At 60.6% G+C, this 19,607-nt stretch carries 16 protein-coding genes, 1 rRNA gene and 1 pseudogene; 10 read left to right on the forward strand and 8 right to left on the reverse strand.

The genetic code is table 11. From position 1 onward, the window contains the following. The first annotated feature begins 134 nt into the window (after positions 1-134). The 5 genes from GUY40_RS20825 to fabB all read left to right on the forward strand — a co-directional run bounded on the left by GUY40_RS20825 (position 135) and on the right by fabB (position 7,016). On the forward strand, positions 135-2,216 hold the full coding sequence (locus GUY40_RS20825; protein ID WP_178117912.1) for a TonB-dependent siderophore receptor: 2,082 nt from the start codon (positions 135-137) through the stop codon (positions 2,214-2,216). Positions 2,217-2,280: 64 nt separating this feature from the next. Continuing rightward, a complete protein-coding gene (locus tag GUY40_RS20830) occupies positions 2,281-3,147 on the forward strand; it encodes an ABC transporter substrate-binding protein (RefSeq protein WP_166570815.1) in 867 nt (288 codons plus the stop codon). Next, positions 3,144-5,075 carry an ATP-binding protein gene (locus GUY40_RS20835; protein WP_166570801.1) on the forward strand — a complete coding sequence of 644 codons (1,932 nt, stop codon included), beginning with the start codon at positions 3,144-3,146 and terminating at the stop codon, positions 5,073-5,075. The genes GUY40_RS20830 and GUY40_RS20835 overlap by 4 nt, the downstream gene beginning before the upstream one ends. Before the next feature lie 193 nt (positions 5,076-5,268). Further along, the gene (gene fabA, locus GUY40_RS20840; protein WP_166570802.1) at positions 5,269-5,784 is read left to right on the forward strand and encodes a 3-hydroxyacyl-[acyl-carrier-protein] dehydratase FabA; all 516 of its coding nucleotides are present in this window, start codon (positions 5,269-5,271) and stop codon (positions 5,782-5,784) included. 11 nt (positions 5,785-5,795) lie between these two features. Further along, complete coding sequence (fabB, locus tag GUY40_RS20845; protein WP_166570803.1) at positions 5,796-7,016, forward strand: beta-ketoacyl-ACP synthase I; 1,221 nt, start codon at positions 5,796-5,798, stop codon at positions 7,014-7,016. A gap of 66 nt (positions 7,017-7,082) precedes the next feature. On the opposite strand, the gene GUY40_RS20850 is transcribed toward fabB, so the two are convergent. After that, complete coding sequence (locus GUY40_RS20850; protein WP_166570804.1) at positions 7,083-7,547, reverse strand: DUF3859 domain-containing protein; 465 nt, start codon at positions 7,545-7,547, stop codon at positions 7,083-7,085. Positions 7,548-7,671: 124 nt separating this feature from the next. Here GUY40_RS20850 and GUY40_RS20855 point away from each other — a divergent pair, with 124 nt between their 5' ends. After that, on the forward strand, positions 7,672-8,535 hold the full coding sequence (locus tag GUY40_RS20855) for a pirin family protein (RefSeq protein ID WP_166570805.1): 864 nt from the start codon (positions 7,672-7,674) through the stop codon (positions 8,533-8,535). Between the two features lie 115 nt (positions 8,536-8,650). On the opposite strand, the gene GUY40_RS20860 is transcribed toward GUY40_RS20855, so the two are convergent. From GUY40_RS20860 to GUY40_RS20875, 4 genes are all read right to left on the reverse strand, one after another. Next, entirely contained in the window at positions 8,651-9,385 is a 735-nt protein-coding gene (locus GUY40_RS20860) for a dienelactone hydrolase family protein (RefSeq protein WP_166570806.1), read from the reverse strand. 56 nt (positions 9,386-9,441) lie between these two features. Then, a complete protein-coding gene (gene htpG, locus GUY40_RS20865) occupies positions 9,442-11,346 on the reverse strand; it encodes a molecular chaperone HtpG (protein WP_166570807.1) in 1,905 nt (634 codons plus the stop codon). 85 nt (positions 11,347-11,431) lie between these two features. Continuing rightward, positions 11,432-11,887 carry a PaaI family thioesterase gene (locus tag GUY40_RS20870; protein ID WP_178117909.1) on the reverse strand — a complete coding sequence of 152 codons (456 nt, stop codon included), beginning with the start codon at positions 11,885-11,887 and terminating at the stop codon, positions 11,432-11,434. Next, entirely contained in the window at positions 11,884-12,360 is a 477-nt protein-coding gene (locus GUY40_RS20875; RefSeq protein ID WP_166570808.1) for a PaaI family thioesterase, read from the reverse strand. The genes GUY40_RS20870 and GUY40_RS20875 overlap by 4 nt, the downstream gene beginning before the upstream one ends. A 155-nt stretch (positions 12,361-12,515) precedes the next feature. Between GUY40_RS20875 and GUY40_RS20880 the strand changes: the two genes are divergently transcribed. Continuing rightward, the gene (locus tag GUY40_RS20880; protein ID WP_166570809.1) at positions 12,516-12,797 is read left to right on the forward strand and encodes a hypothetical protein; all 282 of its coding nucleotides are present in this window, start codon (positions 12,516-12,518) and stop codon (positions 12,795-12,797) included. A gap of 62 nt (positions 12,798-12,859) precedes the next feature. Here the strand turns inward: GUY40_RS20880 and GUY40_RS20885 are convergent, their stop codons facing one another. Both GUY40_RS20885 and GUY40_RS20890 read right to left on the reverse strand, forming a co-directional pair. Continuing rightward, the gene (locus GUY40_RS20885) at positions 12,860-13,258 is read right to left on the reverse strand and encodes an MAPEG family protein (protein ID WP_166570810.1); all 399 of its coding nucleotides are present in this window, start codon (positions 13,256-13,258) and stop codon (positions 12,860-12,862) included. After that, entirely contained in the window at positions 13,258-13,995 is a 738-nt protein-coding gene (locus tag GUY40_RS20890; RefSeq protein ID WP_166570811.1) for a DUF599 domain-containing protein, read from the reverse strand. The genes GUY40_RS20885 and GUY40_RS20890 overlap by 1 nt, the downstream gene beginning before the upstream one ends. A gap of 355 nt (positions 13,996-14,350) precedes the next feature. Here GUY40_RS20890 and GUY40_RS20895 point away from each other — a divergent pair, with 355 nt between their 5' ends. From GUY40_RS20895 to GUY40_RS28880, 3 genes and pseudogenes are all read left to right on the forward strand, one after another. Beyond that, complete coding sequence (locus GUY40_RS20895; protein WP_166570812.1) at positions 14,351-16,435, forward strand: type VI secretion system Vgr family protein; 2,085 nt, start codon at positions 14,351-14,353, stop codon at positions 16,433-16,435. Further along, positions 16,432-17,376: a DUF4123 domain-containing protein gene (locus GUY40_RS20900; protein WP_166570813.1), complete on the forward strand. Its 945-nt coding sequence runs from the start codon at positions 16,432-16,434 to the stop codon at positions 17,374-17,376. Before GUY40_RS20895 ends, GUY40_RS20900 begins: the two co-directional genes overlap by 4 nt. Before the next feature lie 26 nt (positions 17,377-17,402). After that, positions 17,403-18,119: pseudogene (locus tag GUY40_RS28880) on the forward strand (T6SS effector BTH_I2691 family protein); the annotation flags it as partial. Between the two features lie 13 nt (positions 18,120-18,132). Here the strand turns inward: GUY40_RS28880 and GUY40_RS20910 are convergent. Next, positions 18,133-19,607 (reverse strand): 16S ribosomal RNA (locus tag GUY40_RS20910); the annotation flags it as partial.

A 19,607-nucleotide genomic window follows, 5' to 3' on the forward strand; every position in this document is an offset into this window, starting at 1 on the left:
TACTGTGTCGGCCAGCGTCGTTTTGCGATTGACCGGTCGATGGCTGGAAATGTTGCGCCACTCAGTTAACATGCGCGCCTTGCACAAGTGAACAAGGCAGTCCCGTGTACTTTGGCCATGCAGTCCATCGCCCCCTGTTTTTACTGACGGTCCTGGTCGGCGGCCAGGCAGTGGCCGACGACCTGTTCGTCGACAATCAGCCGCTGCCCGAGGTACTGACCGCTACCCGCCTCAAGCAATCCCCTGCCGCGGTGCCGGGCAGCATGACCGTGCTGGACAACGAACTGATCCGCGCCAGCGGCGCCCGCGACATTGCCGAGCTGTTGCGCCTGGTGCCAGGGATGATGGTCGGCTACGCCAGCGGCAACCAGCCCACCGTCAACTACCACGGCAGCAGCGCGCGGGATGCGCGCCGCATGCAGGTGCTGATCGACGGCCGCTCGGTTTATCGCCCGGGGCTTTCCACGGTCAACTGGAGCGACATTCCGGTGGCGCTCGAGGACATCGAACGCATCGAAGTCTTCCGTGGCCCCAACACCGTCAGCTATGGCGCCAACGCGCTGATGGCGGTGGTCAACATCCTCACCCGTGCGCCGGCCGACAGCCACGGCACCCGCCTGAAGGTGACTCGCGGCCAGCGCGGGATCAACGATTGGTACGCCAGCGAAGGCTTCGGCAGCGACGGCACAGACGTGCGGCTGTCGCTTTCCGGCCAGCAGGACGATGGCTTCGACAGCAACAGCCTCGGCCAGGACTACCGCGACAGCCGCCGCTTGAACCGTTTCAGCCTGGCGGCCAGCCATGAGCTGGTGGCCGGCCAGAGCCTGGAGTGGCAAGTGTCGGCCAAGGAAGGCACCAACCAACGGCCGTATACCTACAAGCCAGTGTTCAGCAATATCACCGCAGCGGGCGACAACTCCGACGTCACGGCCAAGAACTATTCCGCCTCGCTGCGCTGGAACCTTGACCTGAACCCGGACCACAGCCTCTACGTGCAGGGCTCGGCGCAACACTGGGACACCCAGCAGGTCTGGCGGGTCTGCGATGCCGAGGTGTCGTTCAGCCCGCAACTGGCCCAGCTCTGGCAACTGAACCCGGTATTTACCGAGCAGTTCGCCCGCAACCTCAGTGCCGGCATCCCGGCCGGCACCGCCCAGGAGCGGGCGCTGGCCCTGCAGGTATTGAATCAACTGCGCAACGGTGCAACGCGCACCGTCTGCGGCGATATCGACCAGAGCATTCGTGAATCGCGCTACGACCTGGAGCTGCAGGACACCCTCAGCCTGTCCGACAGCCTGCGGTTGGTCAGCGGCCTCAATTACCGCTACGACCGCACCGATTCGCAAACCTTCTTCAATGGCAAGATCGATGACACCACGCTGCGCCTGTTCGGCCACCTGGAGTGGCGCGCCAGCGAGCACTGGATTCTCCAGGGCGGCAGTACCTTCGAAAAGTCGCGCCTGACCAGCAGTTCAATGACGCCGAGGCTGGCGGTCAATTACCTGATCAACCCGCGCCATGGCCTGCGGGCCGTGTATTCCGAAGCCATCCGCTCACCCGACATGTTCGAGAACAATGTCAACGGCAGTTATCGGGTCAGCAACCTGACCCCCACCGCCTACGGCCAGAGCGTCGCCGAATACGCCGTCAAAACCCGCAGCCCGGGCAATCTGGACCAGGAGCGGATGCGCTCGCGGGAGCTGGGCTACAACGGATACTTCGCTGATTTCGGCCTGAACGTGGACCTCAAGCTGTTTCATGATGAAATCACCAGCATGATCAGCGAGCCGCTGCTCAACATCAAATACATCCCCAGCAACGGCAACAGCGCGCGCTTTACCGGCAGCGAGGTGCAGTTCGACTGGAAGCTGGACAGCCGCGACCGATTGCGATTGAGCTACGCCTACATCAATGCCCAGGCCAGTAACTCGGCGGACGAGTCCTACAGCGCTCGCAACAGCGGCTCGGCAGGCTGGATGCGCGATTGGGGAGCGGGCTGGTCCAGCGCCCTGTTCTACTATGGCGATGACGCGCTCAACCAGTACCGTTTTGAGCGCGTCGACCTGCGGGTGGCCAAGCGTATCCCGCTGAACAAGGCCAGCCTGGAGTTGGCAGGGATGCTCCAGCAACGCCTCGACGACGAGCCGACTACCCTGGTCGACAACCGCTACGACTCCCGCCACGTGATGTACTTCAGTGCCCAGTTGGAGTTCTGACGTGAGCCGCTGCCGGAACAGGTTCGCGCGCCGCTGCCACAAGGCGATCCATACAGGGCTGCTGATGCTGTGCCTGCTGTTGCTGGCGCCGTTGCAGGCGGCCGAGATTCTGTTGACCGGGCAGCACGACAGCGCTGGCATACAAGCTTTCACCGGTGAACTGGCGCAGCGTCGGCCACACGATAACGTGCGTTTTGTAGCGCTGCAAAAACTGCCCGGCGTCGACCGGATCGGTGCCGATACGCGCCTGATCCTGCTCGATCCCGCCAGCCTGGACTGGCGTTTGCAGGGCAAGCAAGGTCCGCCGACGCTGGTGCTGCGTATCAGCCGAATCCAGGCCCAGCAGCAACTGGGCAGCCAGCACCCGGCACGCCTGAGCCTGCTCTGGAGCGACCCGCCGCTGTCGCGCCAGCTGCAACTGATCCGCCGAGTCATGCCGCAGGCGCAGCAGGTAGGCGTGCTGTACGACCAGCACAGCGCCTTCTTGCTTGACGAACTGCGTCAGGCTGCCGGCCCCATGAGGCTGGAGATCGTCGCCCAGGCCTGGCCCAATACCAGCGACGGCCGACCGTTGCGCACGGTACTCAAGCAGAGCGATGTGCTGCTCGGGCTGGACGACCCGGACCTGTACAACTCCAAAACGGTAAAAAACATTCTGCTCAGCGCGTATGCCCGGCAGATCCCCTTGATCGGCCCGAATGCTGCCTTCGTCAAGGCCGGCAGCCTGCTCAGCAGCTACAGCGATCAGGCCGACTGGCTGGCCGTGCTCGACGAGCTGCTCGACCGCCCACCGGCCAGCTGGCCACGCGCGCACTACCCCGATCACTTCAAGGTCACCAGCAACCGCCAGGTTGCCCGCTCGCTGGGCCTGGAGCCGATCGATGATGCTTCCCTCGCCACCGACCTGGCAGAAGGAGCCAACACGCCATGAACGTGCGCCTGAACTGGAATATCCAGACCCGCACCCAACTGATCAGCCTTGGCCCCGCCTTGTTGCTGACCGTGCTGTTGATCAGCTTCTTTACCTTCGTCCGGATCCAGGACCTGCGCCAGGAGTTGCAGCACACCGGCCAGCTGATCGCCAACCAATTGGCCCCGGCCTCCGAATACGGTGTGATTTCTGGCAACAACGATGTACTCGAAAGCGTGATGCGGGCAACCCTGGCGATTCCGCATGTGCGCTTCCTCGAAGTCCAGGACAGCAACAACCATATTCTGGTGTACGTCGAACAACCCGGCGAACTCAGCAAGCGCGCCCAGCAGGTGGAAGTGTTCCAGGCGCCGATTCGCTTGCAGCGAATCCCCCTGGAGAAGGACTTCTTGCAGGACAGCGCCAAACTGGCGCCCAACACCAGCGAAGATTACCTGGGCCGGGTGATTGTCGGCCTGTCCAACGATGGCTTCAGCCAGCGCCAGCAGGAAATCCTGTTCAAGGCCGGCGTGCTGGCGCTGTTCGCCTTGTTGTTCACCTTTGTGCTGGCCCGGCGTCTGGCGCGCAGCCTGTCCCAACCGATCAGTGACATGGGCCGCGCGGTCAAGGCCATACAGGACGGCAACTTCAATATGCCCCTGCCAGTGGCCGAGGATGCCGAGCTGGGCGACCTGGCGCAGCACATCAACAACCTCGCGGCTGGCCTGGACCAGGCCAGCCGCGAGCAGCACCAGGCCATGGCCCAGCTGATTCAGACCCGCGAAGAAGCCGAGCGCGCCAACAATGCCAAATCCGAATTCCTGGCGATGATGAGCCATGAATTGCGCACCCCCATGAACGGCGTGCTGGGCATGCTGCAATTGCTGGAAACCACCTCGTTGACCGACGAGCAGACCGAGTACGCGGCGCTGGCCACCGAATCGACCGAGCACCTGCTCAAGGTCATCAACGATATCCTCGACTTCTCGCGCATCGAGCGCGCGGCGCTGGAGCTTGAACACATCGAGTTCAACCTGGCGGAGCTGCTCAATAATTGCGCCCAGACCTTCCAGCACAGCGCGATCCAACGTGGCTTGAGCCTGGAACTGCCGATCCCCGACGATTTAGCCCAGTTACAGGTCGAAGGCGACCCGACCCGAATCCGCCAGATCCTGGTCAACCTGATCGGCAACGCCCTGAAGTTCACCGAAGCCGGCAGCGTGCGCATCGAGCCCAGCTGGCAGCCATTGGATGCGAACACACTGTGGTTTACCTGCGTGGTCAGCGATACCGGCATCGGCATCAGTCCGCAGCGCCTGGAAATGATGTTCGTGGCCTTTGCGCAAGCCGACAGCTCGATTTCCCGCCGCTATGGCGGCACCGGCCTGGGTCTCTCGATTGCCCGCACCCTGGCCGAACGCATGGGCGGCTCCCTGCGGGCGCAAAGCGAAGAAGGCCTGGGGTCGATGTTCACCCTGGAGCTGCCCTTGGCGCTCAGCCGCGAGCCTGCCCTGGCGCCCACGCAGGCAGCCAACGCGGGTGCGGGCGAAGGTCAGGGACGACGGGTATTGCTGGTCGAAGACAACCCGGTGAACCAGACCGTGATCGAGGCCATGCTGCGCAGCCTTGGCTTTGCGGTCGAGCTGGCCGGGGACGGTGCCCAAGCCATTCAAATGGCAAGGGATGAAGTCTTCGCGGCCATATTGATGGATTGCCGTCTACCCTTCGTTGACGGCTATGAGGCCACCCGGCAAATTCGTGCCCTGGCAGGCAGACAGGCCGTGCCGATTATCGCCCTGACCGCCAACGCCTTGCAGGGCGACCGGGAAGCGTGCCTGGCAGCCGGGATGAACGATTACCTGGCAAAGCCGTTCAAAAGGACGGATCTTCAGCAGATTCTGCAACGCTGGCTGCCCGTTGAAGCAGTCTCGACTGGCGATAAATGCTAAAGTGCGGCAGTCTTAAGGCCTTGGAAACGGCCTTGATAAAATTTTCAGTGCACAAGTGTACATCTTCGTTCGCTGTGCTGTGACTTTCACTACAACGCAATAGTCTATGTGTAGGCTGCCACCCCAAGCCTTGGGCTTGAGGGTCGGTCGGGAAGATTTGCCCCCTGCCGCACGAGATTATTGAGGAGCTCGCATGACCAAACAAAACGCCTTTACTCGGGAAGACCTGCTGCGCTGCAGTCGCGGTGAGCTGTTCGGCCCAGGTAACGCGCAGCTGCCCGCACCCAACATGCTGATGGTCGATCGGATCACTCATATCAGCGATGAGGGTGGCAAGTACGGCAAGGGTGAGTTGGTCGCCGAGCTGGATATCACCCCGGACCTGTGGTTTTTCGCCTGCCACTTCGAAGGCGACCCGGTGATGCCAGGCTGCCTGGGCCTCGATGCCATGTGGCAGCTGGTCGGCTTCTTCCTGGGCTGGCAAGGTCTGCCGGGCCGTGGCCGGGCGCTGGGTTCGGGCGAAGTGAAATTCTTCGGCCAGGTCCTGCCGACCGCCAGGAAGGTCACCTATAACATTCACATCAAGCGCGTCCTCAAGGGCAAGCTGAACATGGCCATCGCCGATGGCTCGGTCAGCGTCGACGGTCGCGAGATCTACACCGCCGATGGCCTTCGTGTCGGCGTTTTCACCTCCACTGACAACTTCTAAGGGTTATCCGCATGCGCCGCGTCGTTATCACTGGTCTGGGCATTGTTTCGTGCCTGGGCAATGACAAAGAGACCGTCTCCGCTAACCTGCGTGCAAACCGCCCTGGCATCCGCTTCAACCCGGAATATGCCGAAATGGGTCTGCGCAGCCAGGTTTCCGGCTCCATTGACCTCAACCTTGAAGAACTGATCGACCGCAAGGTCTTCCGCTTCGTTGGCCACGCCGCTGCCTACGCCTACCTGGCGATGCAGGACGCGATCAAGGATTCGGGCCTCACCGAAGAGCAGGTGTCCAACCCGCGCACCGGCCTGATCGCAGGCTCCGGCGGCGCCTCGACGCTCAACCAGATGGAAGCGCTGGACATCCTGCGCGAAAAAGGCGTCAAGCGCGTCGGCCCGTACCGCGTGACCCGTACCATGAGCAGCACCGTTTCGGCCTGCCTGGCAACCCCGTTCAAGATCAAGGGCCTGAACTACTCCATCGCCTCGGCCTGCGCCACCAGCGCTCACTGCATCGGCTCCGCGATGGAGCAGATCCAGATGGGCAAGCAAGACATCGTCTTCGCCGGTGGCGGTGAAGAAGAGCACTGGAGCCAATCGTTCCTGTTCGACGCCATGGGCGCGCTGTCAAGCCAGTACAACGACACGCCGGAAAAGGCCTCCCGCGCCTACGACGCCAAGCGTGACGGTTTCGTCATCGCCGGCGGTGGCGGCATGGTCGTGGTCGAAGAGCTGGAACACGCTCTGGCCCGTGGCGCAAAAATCTACGCGGAGATCGTCGGCTACGGCGCGACCTCCGACGGCTATGACATGGTCGCCCCAAGCGGCGAAGGCGCGATCCGCTGCATGCAGATGGCTATGTCCACCGTCGACACCCCGATCGACTACCTGAACACCCACGGCACTTCGACTCCGGTCGGCGACGTGGCTGAAATCAAGGGCGTTCGCGAAGTCTTCGGCGACAAGGCTCCGGCCATCAGCTCCACCAAGAGCCTGTCGGGTCACTCCCTGGGCGCCGCCGGCGTTCACGAAGCGATCTACTGCATGCTGATGATGGAAGGCAACTTCATCGCGGGCTCCGCCAACATCGACGAAGTCGATCCAGCGGTTGCCGACATGCCGATCCTGCTCAAGACGCAAGAGAACGCGAAGATCGACACCGTCATGAGCAACAGCTTCGGCTTCGGCGGCACCAATGCCACCCTGGTTCTGAAGCGCTGGCAGGGCAAGTAAGACTTAACCCCGCCTCATGAAAACGCCCCGACTGGTTCGGGGCGTTTTTGTTTGTGGCGTGTTGTTCTATTGCACGGTGAACCGCTGGCGCGCCAGTAACCGGTCGCCCTGGAACACCATGAAGTCCCACTCCCCTTTCACCACCTCATGGGGCTCGGTGAACTCATAGGCCATCACGTCTTGTGGCGCACCCGGCACCAGCTTCTGAGTGACAACGAACTTGTCATGACGCGCGCCGTCCGGCGTCTGCACACCTGGCGTCAGATAGAGCAGGGTGAGTGGCGTATCGTCGGCCACCTTGCCGGTCAGCTCGTAGCGCATTCCGAACTTGCTGCCCAGTTTGGCCGGCACCACGTCGGTTTTCTGAATCGTTTGATTGGAGCGCGTCAGCACCCGCTCACCCGGCTGGAAATCCTTGTAGGACGTGTCAAACAGGTCATATTCAATCGGCCCTTGGACCTGTACTTGGGCGCCGGCCAGGCCACTGATCATCATCAAGGCGGCCAGCGCACTCAAACGGTTACGGTACATGTTGCGCTCCTGGGGTTAGATCGCGCGAGGCTATGACACCGGCATGACAGGTTGATGACAATCCTGCTTGGCGCGGCGCCTCAGGTTATCCTCAACAACTATCGTTATCGGCGAGGAGCCCCCAATGAGTTCACCCCTGGTTATCCAGCCGCGTGCCGAGGATGTCGAAGGCCAGCCCATCCTGCGCCCCCTGCCTTCGGCCAGATGCCGCAGCGTCGGGCCATTCGTGTTTTTCGACCATATGCTTGAGACCACCTATGCCGCCGGCACCGGCATGGAAATCCGCCAACACCCGCATATCGGGCTATCCACCCTCACGTACCTGTTCGCCGGGCAAATTCAGCACAAGGACAGCCTCGGCTCGGATCAGCAGGTGTTGCCAGGTGATGTCAGCTGGATGACTGCCGGCGCGGGGGTAGCGCATATCGAGCGCACGCCTGAAGCGCTCAAGGCATCGGGCTCGACCTTGCATGGGCTGCAAGTGTGGCTGGCGTCGCCCAAGGAGCATGAACAGGGCGCTGGTCACTACAGCCATCACCCCGCGAGCAGCCTACCCGTCAGCGAGGCGATGGGCGTCAGCCTGCGCATGATCGCCGGTTCAGGCTTTTGCCTTGAATCCCCGGTGCCGGTGTTGTCACCCACTCTGTATGCCGAGGTGAAGATGCAAATGGCAACCCGCCTACTGGTGCCTGCGGAGCATGCTGAGCGGGCGATCTATGTGCTTGAGGGGGAAGTGACGCTGGATGGAGAAGCGCTGCCTTCGCAAAGCCTGGTGGTGCTGGCCGAAGGCGAGACGCCGACCCTTGAAGCGGACAGTGATGCGCATCTGGTTATCTTTGGCGGGGCGCCGCTGGATGGGCCGAGGCGGATGAACTGGAATTTTGTGGCCAGCGACCCGGCGTTGATCGAGCGGGCGCGGGAGCGCTGGGCGGCGGGGGATTGGCCGGTGGTGGCCGGGGAAGTGGAGCGGATCGAGTTGCCTCGATAGCGGTGGCGGCCCCATTCGCGGATAAATCCGCTCCCACATATGCACGCTTCTCAGATGTTGAGTGACTTTATGTGGAAGCGGATTTATCCGCGAATGGGATCGCCGCCGTCTGAAGTCAGGCCCCAGGCTTGAACACTTCCGCCAACAGGTTATGCATCGAGCGGAACGCCCGCGCAGACACCTTGGCGTTGTACATCATCTTGCCAGGCATATTGGCCTCCGGGTCGGTGAACGAATGCACCGCGCCGCCATAGCTGAGCAGCTGCCAGTCAATCTTCGCGGCGTTCATCTCGGCCTCGAAGGCTGGCAGTTGCTCCTTGGGCACCAATGGGTCATCAGCGCCATGCAGCACCAGCACCGCTCCCTGAATGTTGTGCGCATCGGCCGGATTCGGGGTGTCCAGCGTGCCATGGAACGAAACCGCGGCCTTCAACGGCGCGCCGGTGCGAGCCAGCTCCAGCGAGCAGCAGCCGCCAAAGCAGAAACCGAAGCTGGCCAGGCGAGCAGTATCCACCGCGGCCTTGCCCTGCCCCTGCAACTGCTCAAGTGCTGCTTGCATGCGCTTGCGCAGCTCAGCCCGGTCGTTCTTCAACGGCATCATCGCCGCACCCGCCTCATCGCCATTGCCGGGACGAACCGCCTGACCGTACAGGTCCGCGATCAGGACCACATACCCTTCGGCCGCGACCGCCTTGGCAATACGCTCGGCACCCGCGCTGATGCCCATCCAGTTCGGGGCCATCAACAGCCCGGGCTGGGCCGACTTAACATCGGCGTCGAACACCAGGCGGCTCTCGTAAGGCTTGCCATCGATCTGGTAGGCCAGCGACTCGATCGTGATATTGCTCATTACACGCTCCTGCGAGAATGAAAAAACCCGCCGAAGCGGGCTTTTTCTGCGACAAGTTAAACGGACAACTCAACCAGCAACTTGTTCAGGCGGCGCACGTAGGCGGCCGGATCCTTCAAACTGTCACCGGCGGCCAGTGCCGCTTGATCGAAGAGAATATGCGAGAAGTCGGCGAAACGGTCTTCGCTCTGCTCGTGATCGAGTTTCTCGATCAGCGGGTGGCTCGGGTTGAATTCGAAGATCGGCTTGGAGTCCGGCACCTTCTGCCCGCTGGCTTCGAGAATCTGGCGCATTTGCAGCCCCAGGTCCTGCTCGCCGATCGCCAGGATCGCCGGCGAATCGGTCAGGCGGTGCGATACGCGCACTTCGCTGACAGCGTCGCCCAGCGCGGCTTTCAGGCGCTCGACCAGGCCTTCCTTGTCTTTGGCGACTTCTTCCTGGGCCTTCTTGTCCTCTTCGGAGTCCAGCTTGCCCAGGTCCAGGTCACCTCGTGCCACATCGACAAAGCCCTTGCCGTCGAAATCGCTCAGGTAGCTCATCAGCCACTCGTCGATACGGTCGGTCAGCAGCAACACTTCGATGCCTTTCTTGCGGAAGACTTCCAGGTGCGGGCTGTTCTTGACCTGCGCGTACGACTCACCGGTGAGGAAGTAGATCTTGTCCTGGCCTTCCTTGGCGCGAGCCAGGTAGTCAGCCAGGGCAACGCTTTGCTCGCCACTCTCGTCGCTGGTGGAAGCGAAACGCAGCAGGCCGGCGATTTTCTCTTTGTTGGCGAAATCTTCAGCCGGGCCTTCTTTCATGACCTGGCCAAAGTTCTTCCAGAAGCCCTTGTATTGCTCAGGCTCGTTCTTCGCCAGCTTTTCCAGCATGTCCAATACGCGCTTGGTCAGCGCCGACTTCATTGAGTCGATGATCGGGTCTTTCTGCAGGATTTCACGCGAAACGTTCAGGGACAGGTCGTTGGAGTCAACCACACCCTTGATGAAGCGCAGGTACAACGGCAGGAAGGATTCTGCCTGGTCCATCACGAACACGCGCTGCACATAAAGCTTCAGGCCGCGCGGGGCTTCACGGTGGTACAGGTCGAACGGTGCACGACCCGGAACGTACAGCATCGAACTGTACTCCAGCTTGCCTTCGACCTTGTTGTGGCTCCAGCTCAGCGGGTTCTCGAAGTCATGGGCGATATGCTTGTAGAACTCCTGGTATTCCTCGTCCTTGATCTCGGTACGCGGACGGGTCCACAGCGCGCTGGCACGGTTGACGGTTTCCCACTCCAGAGCCGGTGCTTCTTCGCCTTCGGCGGCGGCTTGCTCTTTGGGCAACTCGATCGGCAGGGCAATGTGGTCGGAGTACTTCTTGATGATGTTGCGCAGGCGCCAGCCATCGGCGAACTCTTCGTCGCCCTTTTTCAGGTGCAGGACGATACGGGTACCGCGTTCGGGCTTGTCGAGGGTGGCGACTTCAAAATTGCCCTCGCCCTTCGACGACCAGTGTACGCCTTCAGCAGCAGATTGGCCGGCGCGGCGGCTGAACACATCAACCTTGTCGGCAACGATAAAGGCCGAGTAGAAGCCGACACCGAACTGGCCGATCAGGTTCGAGTCTTTCTTCTGGTCACCGGTGAGGTTCTTCATGAAGTCGGCGGTGCCGGACTTGGCGATGGTGCCCAGGTGGGTAATGACGTCTTCGCGGCTCATGCCGATACCGTTGTCCTCGAGGGAGACGGTATTGGCGGCCTTGTCGAAGCTGACGAGAATTTTCAGCTCGGCGCCGCCCTCGAGCAGTTCAGGCTTGGCCAGGGCCTCGAAGCGCAGCTTGTCAACGGCATCGGAGGCGTTGGAGATCAACTCGCGAAGGAAAATTTCCTTGTTCGAATACAGCGAATGGATCATCAGGTGCAGCAGCTGCTTCACCTCGGTCTGGAAGCCCAGGGTTTCTTTTTGAGTCTCCGCACTCATGTTCATCAAACTCCAATCAGATGGCAGTGGTCGCTTGGTTAGCGTGCGACGGGATGACCTTGAGATGGGGGCTTGGCAGATGATTTCAAGGGGCAGGTGTTTCTTCGATCTTGAAATGCGCACGGGCGGTGGCAATCGGCTCTTGCGGGCTGCTTTGCCAGGCCGTGATCGCAAGGTTGGTCACCCGCCGACCCTGGCGCCACAGCTGGCATTGGGCAAAGGTGTCGCGGTGCAGCCCGGCCCTGAGGTAATCAATGGAAAAATCGATGATCTTCGGCACCGTGCCACTGCCGGTAAAAATCATCAGGTGAAGTGCTGCGGCCAACTCCATGAAGCCGGCGATGACGCCACCATGAATCGCTGGCAACAAAGGGTTGCCAATGTTGTCCTGACTGGCTGGCAGGCGAAACAACAGCCCATCGCCCTCACGGGTGCACTCGATGCCGATCAACCCGGCATAAGGGATCAGCGCCAGCAAAGGCGCGTAGTCGCCGTTCTGATGCGCCAGGCGCAGTTGTTCGCGAAGGCCATCGTCGATCATTGCCCTTCCCCCCTGATACTGCCGGCAAAGCCGTGGCTGCCCTTGATGCCTTTACCCAGGCGCATGAAAGTACCCACCACCTGCGCAATCGGTTGCTGCGGGTCATCCTGGTAGGCGAAGCCGCGAGTGAAGATCACGTCGCGGGTGACCCGGTAGCACTGCGCGTAGCCGAACACGTCCTTGTCTGGCTGGCCGGGCTGCATATAGTCGATGCGCAGGTCCAGTGTCGGGCAGACTTCAAAGGCCGGCAATGCACAGAGGGTCGCCATGCCACAGGTGGTGTCCATCAAGGTGGTGATCGCGCCACCGTGTATAACGCCGGACAGTGGATTGCCAATAATGCGCGGTGAATAAGGCAATACCAACGTCATGCCCTCGGCATCGGCGTGGTGCACGCGCATGTTTAGAAGCTGACAATGGCAAAGGGCTGAAAGAAATCGTTTGGCCATGGCCATTAGTGGAGTTTCACTCATCCGCAACAGCTCCGGTCAAAGGCGCCGAGCAACAGCATAAACGCCAGAAAAAGTCGATATGGATCCGAGGCTTATATATCTTTCACAGACAAGGAACTTAATCTGTGAAGGGACGATCTTAAGGTCACTAGATCTTCAACAAGGAGAAACACCTCATGCGTAAAACCTTAGCTTATACTCTGATGCTGGCCGCCGCCCTGGGTCTCGCCGCTTGCGATAAAGCCAGCGAGGACAAAGCCCAGGACGCACAAAAACATGCCGAGCAAGCCCAGGAAAAAATGGGCGAAGCTCAGGATAAGATGAACGAAGCTGCGAAAGAAAACGCCGAAGCTGCCAAAGATAGCGCTGAAGCGGAACAAAAGCGCGCGCAAGAGAGCGCCAAGGAAGCAGTGCCGGTTGCCCCTGCGACCGCGCCGACCGAACAGCCAAAGCCATAAGCTGTTCTGTACCGCACGGTACATCCCTGAAAAGCCCGAACTTGCGTTCGGGCTTTTTAGTTTCAGGCCAGCAGCTGGCGGAAGGTCGGGCTGAGCATCAGCAATAAAGAACAGAGCAAGCCGATAAACCACACCAGGCTTCGTTGCCAGGCCAGATCGGCCCAATAGAGCAGCAAGTAAATCACCCGGCAAATAACGAAGATGATCGCCAGCGTATCGATCAGGTAGCCTTGGGTTTGTGTGGCATGGGCCATGAGCACGCCCACCGAAAAAACAATAAAGGCTTCGAAACTATTCTGATGTGCCGCCACCGCGCGAGCGCCCAAACCGTCAAGTTGCAACTGTTGGCGCCGTGGCAAATGATTATCGTAACCCTGTGCTTTCATTGCCGATGTCACCGGCACGCGGGCGATAAAAATCAATACTGCACTGATGAACACACACCAGAATGGAGTACTCATCAGGCCGCCTCTTTGTTCGCCTCCGGCAGGGGCGCTTCTGTAGGGGTATAGACCATGACATCGAGAACGTCGGAATGAAATTCACGACGGTACAACACCAGCACCACACCACTGCTGACCAACATGAATAGCCAGGGGCTGATAAACCAGGCCAGCATCGCCATGCCGAAGTAATAAGAACGCAGGCCAAAGTTGAACTGGTTGGCCGCCATCGAAATGACTCGCGCGGCACGCGAGGCAAAGGCCTTGCGCTCCATCTCACTGACATGCCGCTCACCGATCATCGGCGCAGAACCCACCAGCACCGCAGCGAAGTTGTATTGGCGCATGCACCAACTGAAAGTAAAAAACGCATACACAAACACGGTTGCCAGGCACAGCAGCTTGATTTCCGACATGCCTTGGGACGCCTGCTGAACCATCGGAATATCAGCCAGAAGCGACAACGCCCGGTCGGAGGCGCCGAGCACCGTGAGAATACCGGCCAGGATAATCAGCGTGCTGGAGGCAAAGAATGACGCGTTGCGCTCCAGATTGCCGATCACGCTGGCGTCGGCGATGCGGTTGTCACGCAACAACATCCGGCGCATCCAGTCTTCACGGTACAGGTGCAACACACTGGCCAGGCACGCGGTGTCCCTGCCCTTCCAGGTGGCGTAGCGGGTGTAGCCGCCCCAACAGATGGCGAACCAGAGCGCAGCGATAAGGTGGATCAGATTGTTTTGGACAAAGGCCATGGGGGTTTCCGGATAGAGTGCCCGATGAGTAAAGATCATTTGCCGACATTCGACGCAGTCGCGCAAAAAAAGGCACGCGTCTGACACCAAATCGGCACAGGGATGAGCAGCATCGGCCCTGACACTCAACTGACCGGTGCGTATACCCAAGTAGCTCCGGAGATTTCAATCCGTGACTTGGGATATTTCCTATTTCCTGAGCGTGGGGATGGCGGCAGGATTCGGGCGTCTCTTCAGGACAGCCATCGCAGTGCTCAGTTTGCTTTGAAATTCTGAACCCATTGAGCGCTGACGCTCCCCCTTTGAACTGTCCACCGATTCGCGGTCGGTGGGAAACAATAGCAGGAAGCTCGTCATGCCCAGCCAATCCCATCTGCGCTTCACCTTTGACGTCCTCGGTGGCGAAGCCCCCGACGCCTTCGATGTCGTCGAATTCACTCTTACGGAAGGTTTGTCCGAAACCTTTCTGCTTGCTTTGGAGCTGTCCAGCCCCAACCCCGCCATCGACTTCGGCCAGGTCCTCGATCGCCCCGGGTTGCTGACCCTCTGGCATGGCCAGACGCCGGTGCGCTTTGTTCATGGCGCAGTGTCGTCCTTCGTGCAGGGCGACACCGGCTTGCGGCGCACCCGCTACCAAGCCATGGTCGAGCCGCGCCTGGCCCGGCTCAAGCTGTCGTCCGACTGGCGCATCTTCCAGACCCTCACTGCCCCGCAAATCGCCCACGCCGTGCTCAAGCCCCACGGCCTCACGCTGGACTACGAGCAACGCGTCACTCTCGAACGCAAACCCCGTGAGTACTGCGTGCAGGCTGGCGACACGGACTACGACTTCATCGAACGGATCCTGCGCGAGGAAGGCTTCTTCTATTCCTTCCGCCACAGCGCCGAGGGCCATCAGCTGACCCACAGCGACCGCTTGTTTATCCACGGTCGTCTCGACGACGAACCCGTGCTTTACAATCCGGCGCCCGGCGGCGATCAACCGCAGCCGGCGCTGCGCCGCTTCGCCTACAGCGAAAACGTGCGCACCGCCCGCCAGACCCAACGCGACTACACCTTCCAGCACCCGAATTACACCCACCAACACAGCCTGGATGGCTCCGACCTCGACCACCAGGGCCGTGGCTACGAGCGCTACGACTACCCCGGCCGACACAAATTCGACGAGGTCGGCAAGCCGATCCTGACCAACCGCCTGCGCGGCCATCGCCGCGATGCACGCATGGCCTGCGTCGAGGGCGACGACCCGCGCCTGCAGCCAGGAATCTCTTTTTATCTGGAAGGCCATCCCCGAGAAGACCTCAATCGTGGCTGGCGGCCGGTGCGCATGGTCCACCACGGTATCCAGCACACCAGCCAGGCTGAAGACAGCGCCGATGCCCAGCAGGGCACCCGCTACCACTACGAGGCCGAGCTGGTGGCAGACGACGTCGAATGGCGCGCCGAGCCCCTGCCCCGCCCGCGCATCCTCGGCCCGCAGACCGCCGTGGTGGTCGGCCCGCCGAACGAGGAGATCTACACCGACGAATTCGGCCGGGTGAAAGTCCAGTTCCCCTGGGACCGCCAAGGCCAGCACGACGAGCACAGCTCCTGCTGGATCCGCGTGGCACAGAACTGGGCCGGCACGACCTGGGGCCACATGGCCATTCCGCGCATCGGCCAGGAAGTGGTCATCCATTATCTGGACGGCGACTGCGACCAGCCACTGATCATCGGCCGCACCTACAACCGCCTGCAGCTACCGCCCTACGAGCTGCCGAAACACAAGACGCGGATGACCATCAAGAGCGCAACCCACAAGGGCAAGGGGTTCAACGAACTGCGTTTCGAGGATGAAGCCGGGCAGGAAGAGATTTATATCCATGCTCAGAAGGATCAGAACCTCCACGTCAACCACGATGAAACCACCTTCGTTGGTCATGACCGCAGCGAACAGGTCGAACACGACGAAACCATCACCATCGGCCACGACCGCCAAGAGACCGTAGGTCATGACGAGCAGGTCCAGATCGGCCACGACCGCCGCCACGACATCGATCAGGACGAATTTCTCACTATTGGCCGCAACCACAGTATCCGCACCGGCAAGGACCGCACCGAAGAGGTCGACAACAACCGCCGTGACAAAACTGGCGCCAATCACTGGGTCAGCATCGGCGCAAACCTGGAACAGACCGTTGAAGGACATGCCAAGTTGCAGGCAGGACAGGCGATACGGAATCGGACCACGCTCTGCGAGATACAGGCCTCGGATGAACTGATCATCAGAGGCCCGGGCGGGACGATTCGAATTGATGGATCAGGCATCACGCTGAACGCCGTGGCGATCAAGATCAAGGGGCCGATCACTCACCAGAAGGGCGGCGCGGGCAACAGTCTGTCGGTGGTCAGCCAGATAATGGAAGGGCTCGACGCCGATTGTGTGGAGCGCAACCGATGAAAAGCCGCCCGGTTGTGGCCTTCGTCGAGCAATATCGAACCGCCAATGATTCTATCTACCTGTTGATAGACCCCTTGGCCGAATACGATAACGAATATCCTCTAAGCGTTGACGCCCTGACCAACGACCTTGGCGAGTCAGCGGTCGAGCGCGTCCTGCGGCCGGACCTGGCCCATCTCCCCGAGGCGTGTCCGGCGCTGATTCAGCTGGCCGCTCCCGGAGAGACGCCCTCGTCACAGTATCTGACGCGCAGCGCTCTCTACGCGCTGGATGAGTTGACGTACAACAAGCGCTATATCTGTGGCTGGCTGCTCAGCGAACAACCCCTTGCCACCGTCGCACAACACCTGACCACGCACTGTCGCACCGTCGCGCCCGCGGGCGGAGAAAACACGGTGCCCTGGTACGAGCCTCTGCGCCTGGAGCTCCTGGCCGCAACGCTGGGTCACCCGCTGGAAGGGATACTCTGGCCTATTCATGCCTGGCTGTGCCCGAGCAGTTGGGGCAGCTTCGCCCTCTTTCACGGAGCCGCCGACAGGGACTTCGAGAAACTCCCGGCCCAGGTCCACGAGGTTCAGCGGGCAGCGCCTCTGGTCAATCAGTTGCTAGGCAAGTGGCGTCTAATTCTGCAAAAGCCACTGAGCTATGCCCCTTGGCGCTGGAAAGGCGACACCGGCCTGCCACCCCAAGCGGCCGTTCATGCCTTCCGACTTATTCGTGACGCTTACCGGCACGGCCTGCGCGACAACAATGACGTTATCGCCCTCTGCCTGTATCGGGTCTTGATCCATCCATTGCTACCGCAGCACCCGGATATTCAGCGCGATATATCCCGGGCCATCGCCGGCACTGAAGCCCTGCATAGCCGCTTCGAGACCTACAACGACGCCGACTGGATGCGCATCAGTGCGGCCTTGCCATCAGCAGGAAGCTATACATGAACACCGGTCAATACGTCAGCATCGCCATGCGCGAAGGCGGCCCCAACCCACCCGGCCGCTGCAACGCCTGCGAGCGCACCGGCCTGCCGATCCTGCCGTTGCGCGCCGCGTATGCGCCTTCGCCGGGGGCGACCCAAAAGCAGCGGCATTCCTATACCAGCGACCTTGAGTCGATCCCCATGCGCCCCGACCAGCCGCGCACCCTCCGCCACGGCTTCCTCTACGTGCTGCTCGACAAGCAGGAGTGGCAGGCCTATCAGGTCACCCCGGAAGGTGCGCTGCGCCAGTTCAGTCCGTTCCAGATGCCCTTGGCAATGCCGGCTTCCCTGAGCCAGGCGTGCATCAAGCAGGACCACGACGTCACCGCCTCCTTCATCAACATCGACACCGCCCGGCACCGCACGGCCTGGCTGGCCTTTGCCAACGACGCCTGGCCAGCAGACGTACTCAACCGCTACCAGCGCGCCATCGCCCAAGGCGGCACGGTTCTGGATGCCAGATTTCACCCGCTGGACCTGAGCGCGGCCCGCAACGACCCCGCCAGCGTCGGCCTGGCCATGACCGAGCACGCCCTGCAGGTCGACCGCCTGGTGCTGGAATACGCCGCACCGACCGCCGGCGACTTTGTCAGCGTGCACGGTTTCCACAGCCGTAATCACCGGCTCAAAGCACTGCGCGGCCAGGTGCGCACGCTGATCCAGCGTGAGCAACTGCCGCAAGGCATGCTGGCCATCGTCCTGCCCGACCCCATCGGCCTGGTGCAGGAATACAACGCCCAGCGCGTGAGCGGGGTCGAGGAGATGATCACCGTGGTACCGTCCTCCCGAAGGTTAGACTAGCTACTTCTGGTGCAACCCACTCCCATGGTGTGACGGGCGGTGTGTACAAGGCCCGGGAACGTATTCACCGCGACATTCTGATTCGCGATTACTAGCGATTCCGACTTCACGCAGTCGAGTTGCAGACTGCGATCCGGACTACGATCGGTTTTGTGAGATTAGCTCCACCTCGCGGCTTGGCAACCCTCTGTACCGACCATTGTAGCACGTGTGTAGCCCAGGCCGTAAGGGCCATGATGACTTGACGTCATCCCCACCTTCCTCCGGTTTGTCACCGGCAGTCTCCTTAGAGTGCCCACCATCACGTGCTGGTAACTAAGGACAAGGGTTGCGCTCGTTACGGGACTTAACCCAACATCTCACGACACGAGCTGACGACAGCCATGCAGCACCTGTCTCAATGTTCCCGAAGGCACCAATCCATCTCTGGAAAGTTCATTGGATGTCAAGGCCTGGTAAGGTTCTTCGCGTTGCTTCGAATTAAACCACATGCTCCACCGCTTGTGCGGGCCCCCGTCAATTCATTTGAGTTTTAACCTTGCGGCCGTACTCCCCAGGCGGTCAACTTAATGCGTTAGCTGCGCCACTAAAATCTCAAGGATTCCAACGGCTAGTTGACATCGTTTACGGCGTGGACTACCAGGGTATCTAATCCTGTTTGCTCCCCACGCTTTCGCACCTCAGTGTCAGTATGAGCCCAGGTGGTCGCCTTCGCCACTGGTGTTCCTTCCTATATCTACGCATTTCACCGCTACACAGGAAATTCCACCACCCTCTGCCCTACTCTAGCTTGCCAGTTTTGGATGCAGTTCCCAGGTTGAGCCCGGGGATTTCACATTCAACTTAACAAACCACCTACGCGCGCTTTACGCCCAGTAATTCCGATTAACGCTTGCACCCTCTGTATTACCGCGGCTGCTGGCACAGAGTTAGCCGGTGCTTATTCTGTCGGTAACGTCAAAACAGCAAGGTATTCGCTTACTGCCCTTCCTCCCAACTTAAAGTGCTTTACAATCCGAAGACCTTCTTCACACACGCGGCATGGCTGGATCAGGCTTTCGCCCATTGTCCAATATTCCCCACTGCTGCCTCCCGTAGGAGTCTGGACCGTGTCTCAGTTCCAGTGTGACTGATCATCCTCTCAGACCAGTTACGGATCGTCGCCTTGGTGAGCCATTACCTCACCAACTAGCTAATCCGACCTAGGCTCATCTGATAGCGCAAGGCCCGAAGGTCCCCTGCTTTCTCCCGTAGGACGTATGCGGTATTAGCGTTCCTTTCGAAACGTTGTCCCCCACTATCAGGCAGATTCCTAGGTATTACTCACCCGTCCGCCGCTGACGCGAGTAGCAAGCTACTCTCATCCGCTCGACTTGCAGGTAGCTTCGTAGT

Origin of the sequence: Pseudomonas sp. R5(2019) (genome assembly GCF_009905435.1) — a bacterium.
Classification (GTDB): Bacteria; Pseudomonadota; Gammaproteobacteria; order Pseudomonadales; family Pseudomonadaceae; genus Aquipseudomonas.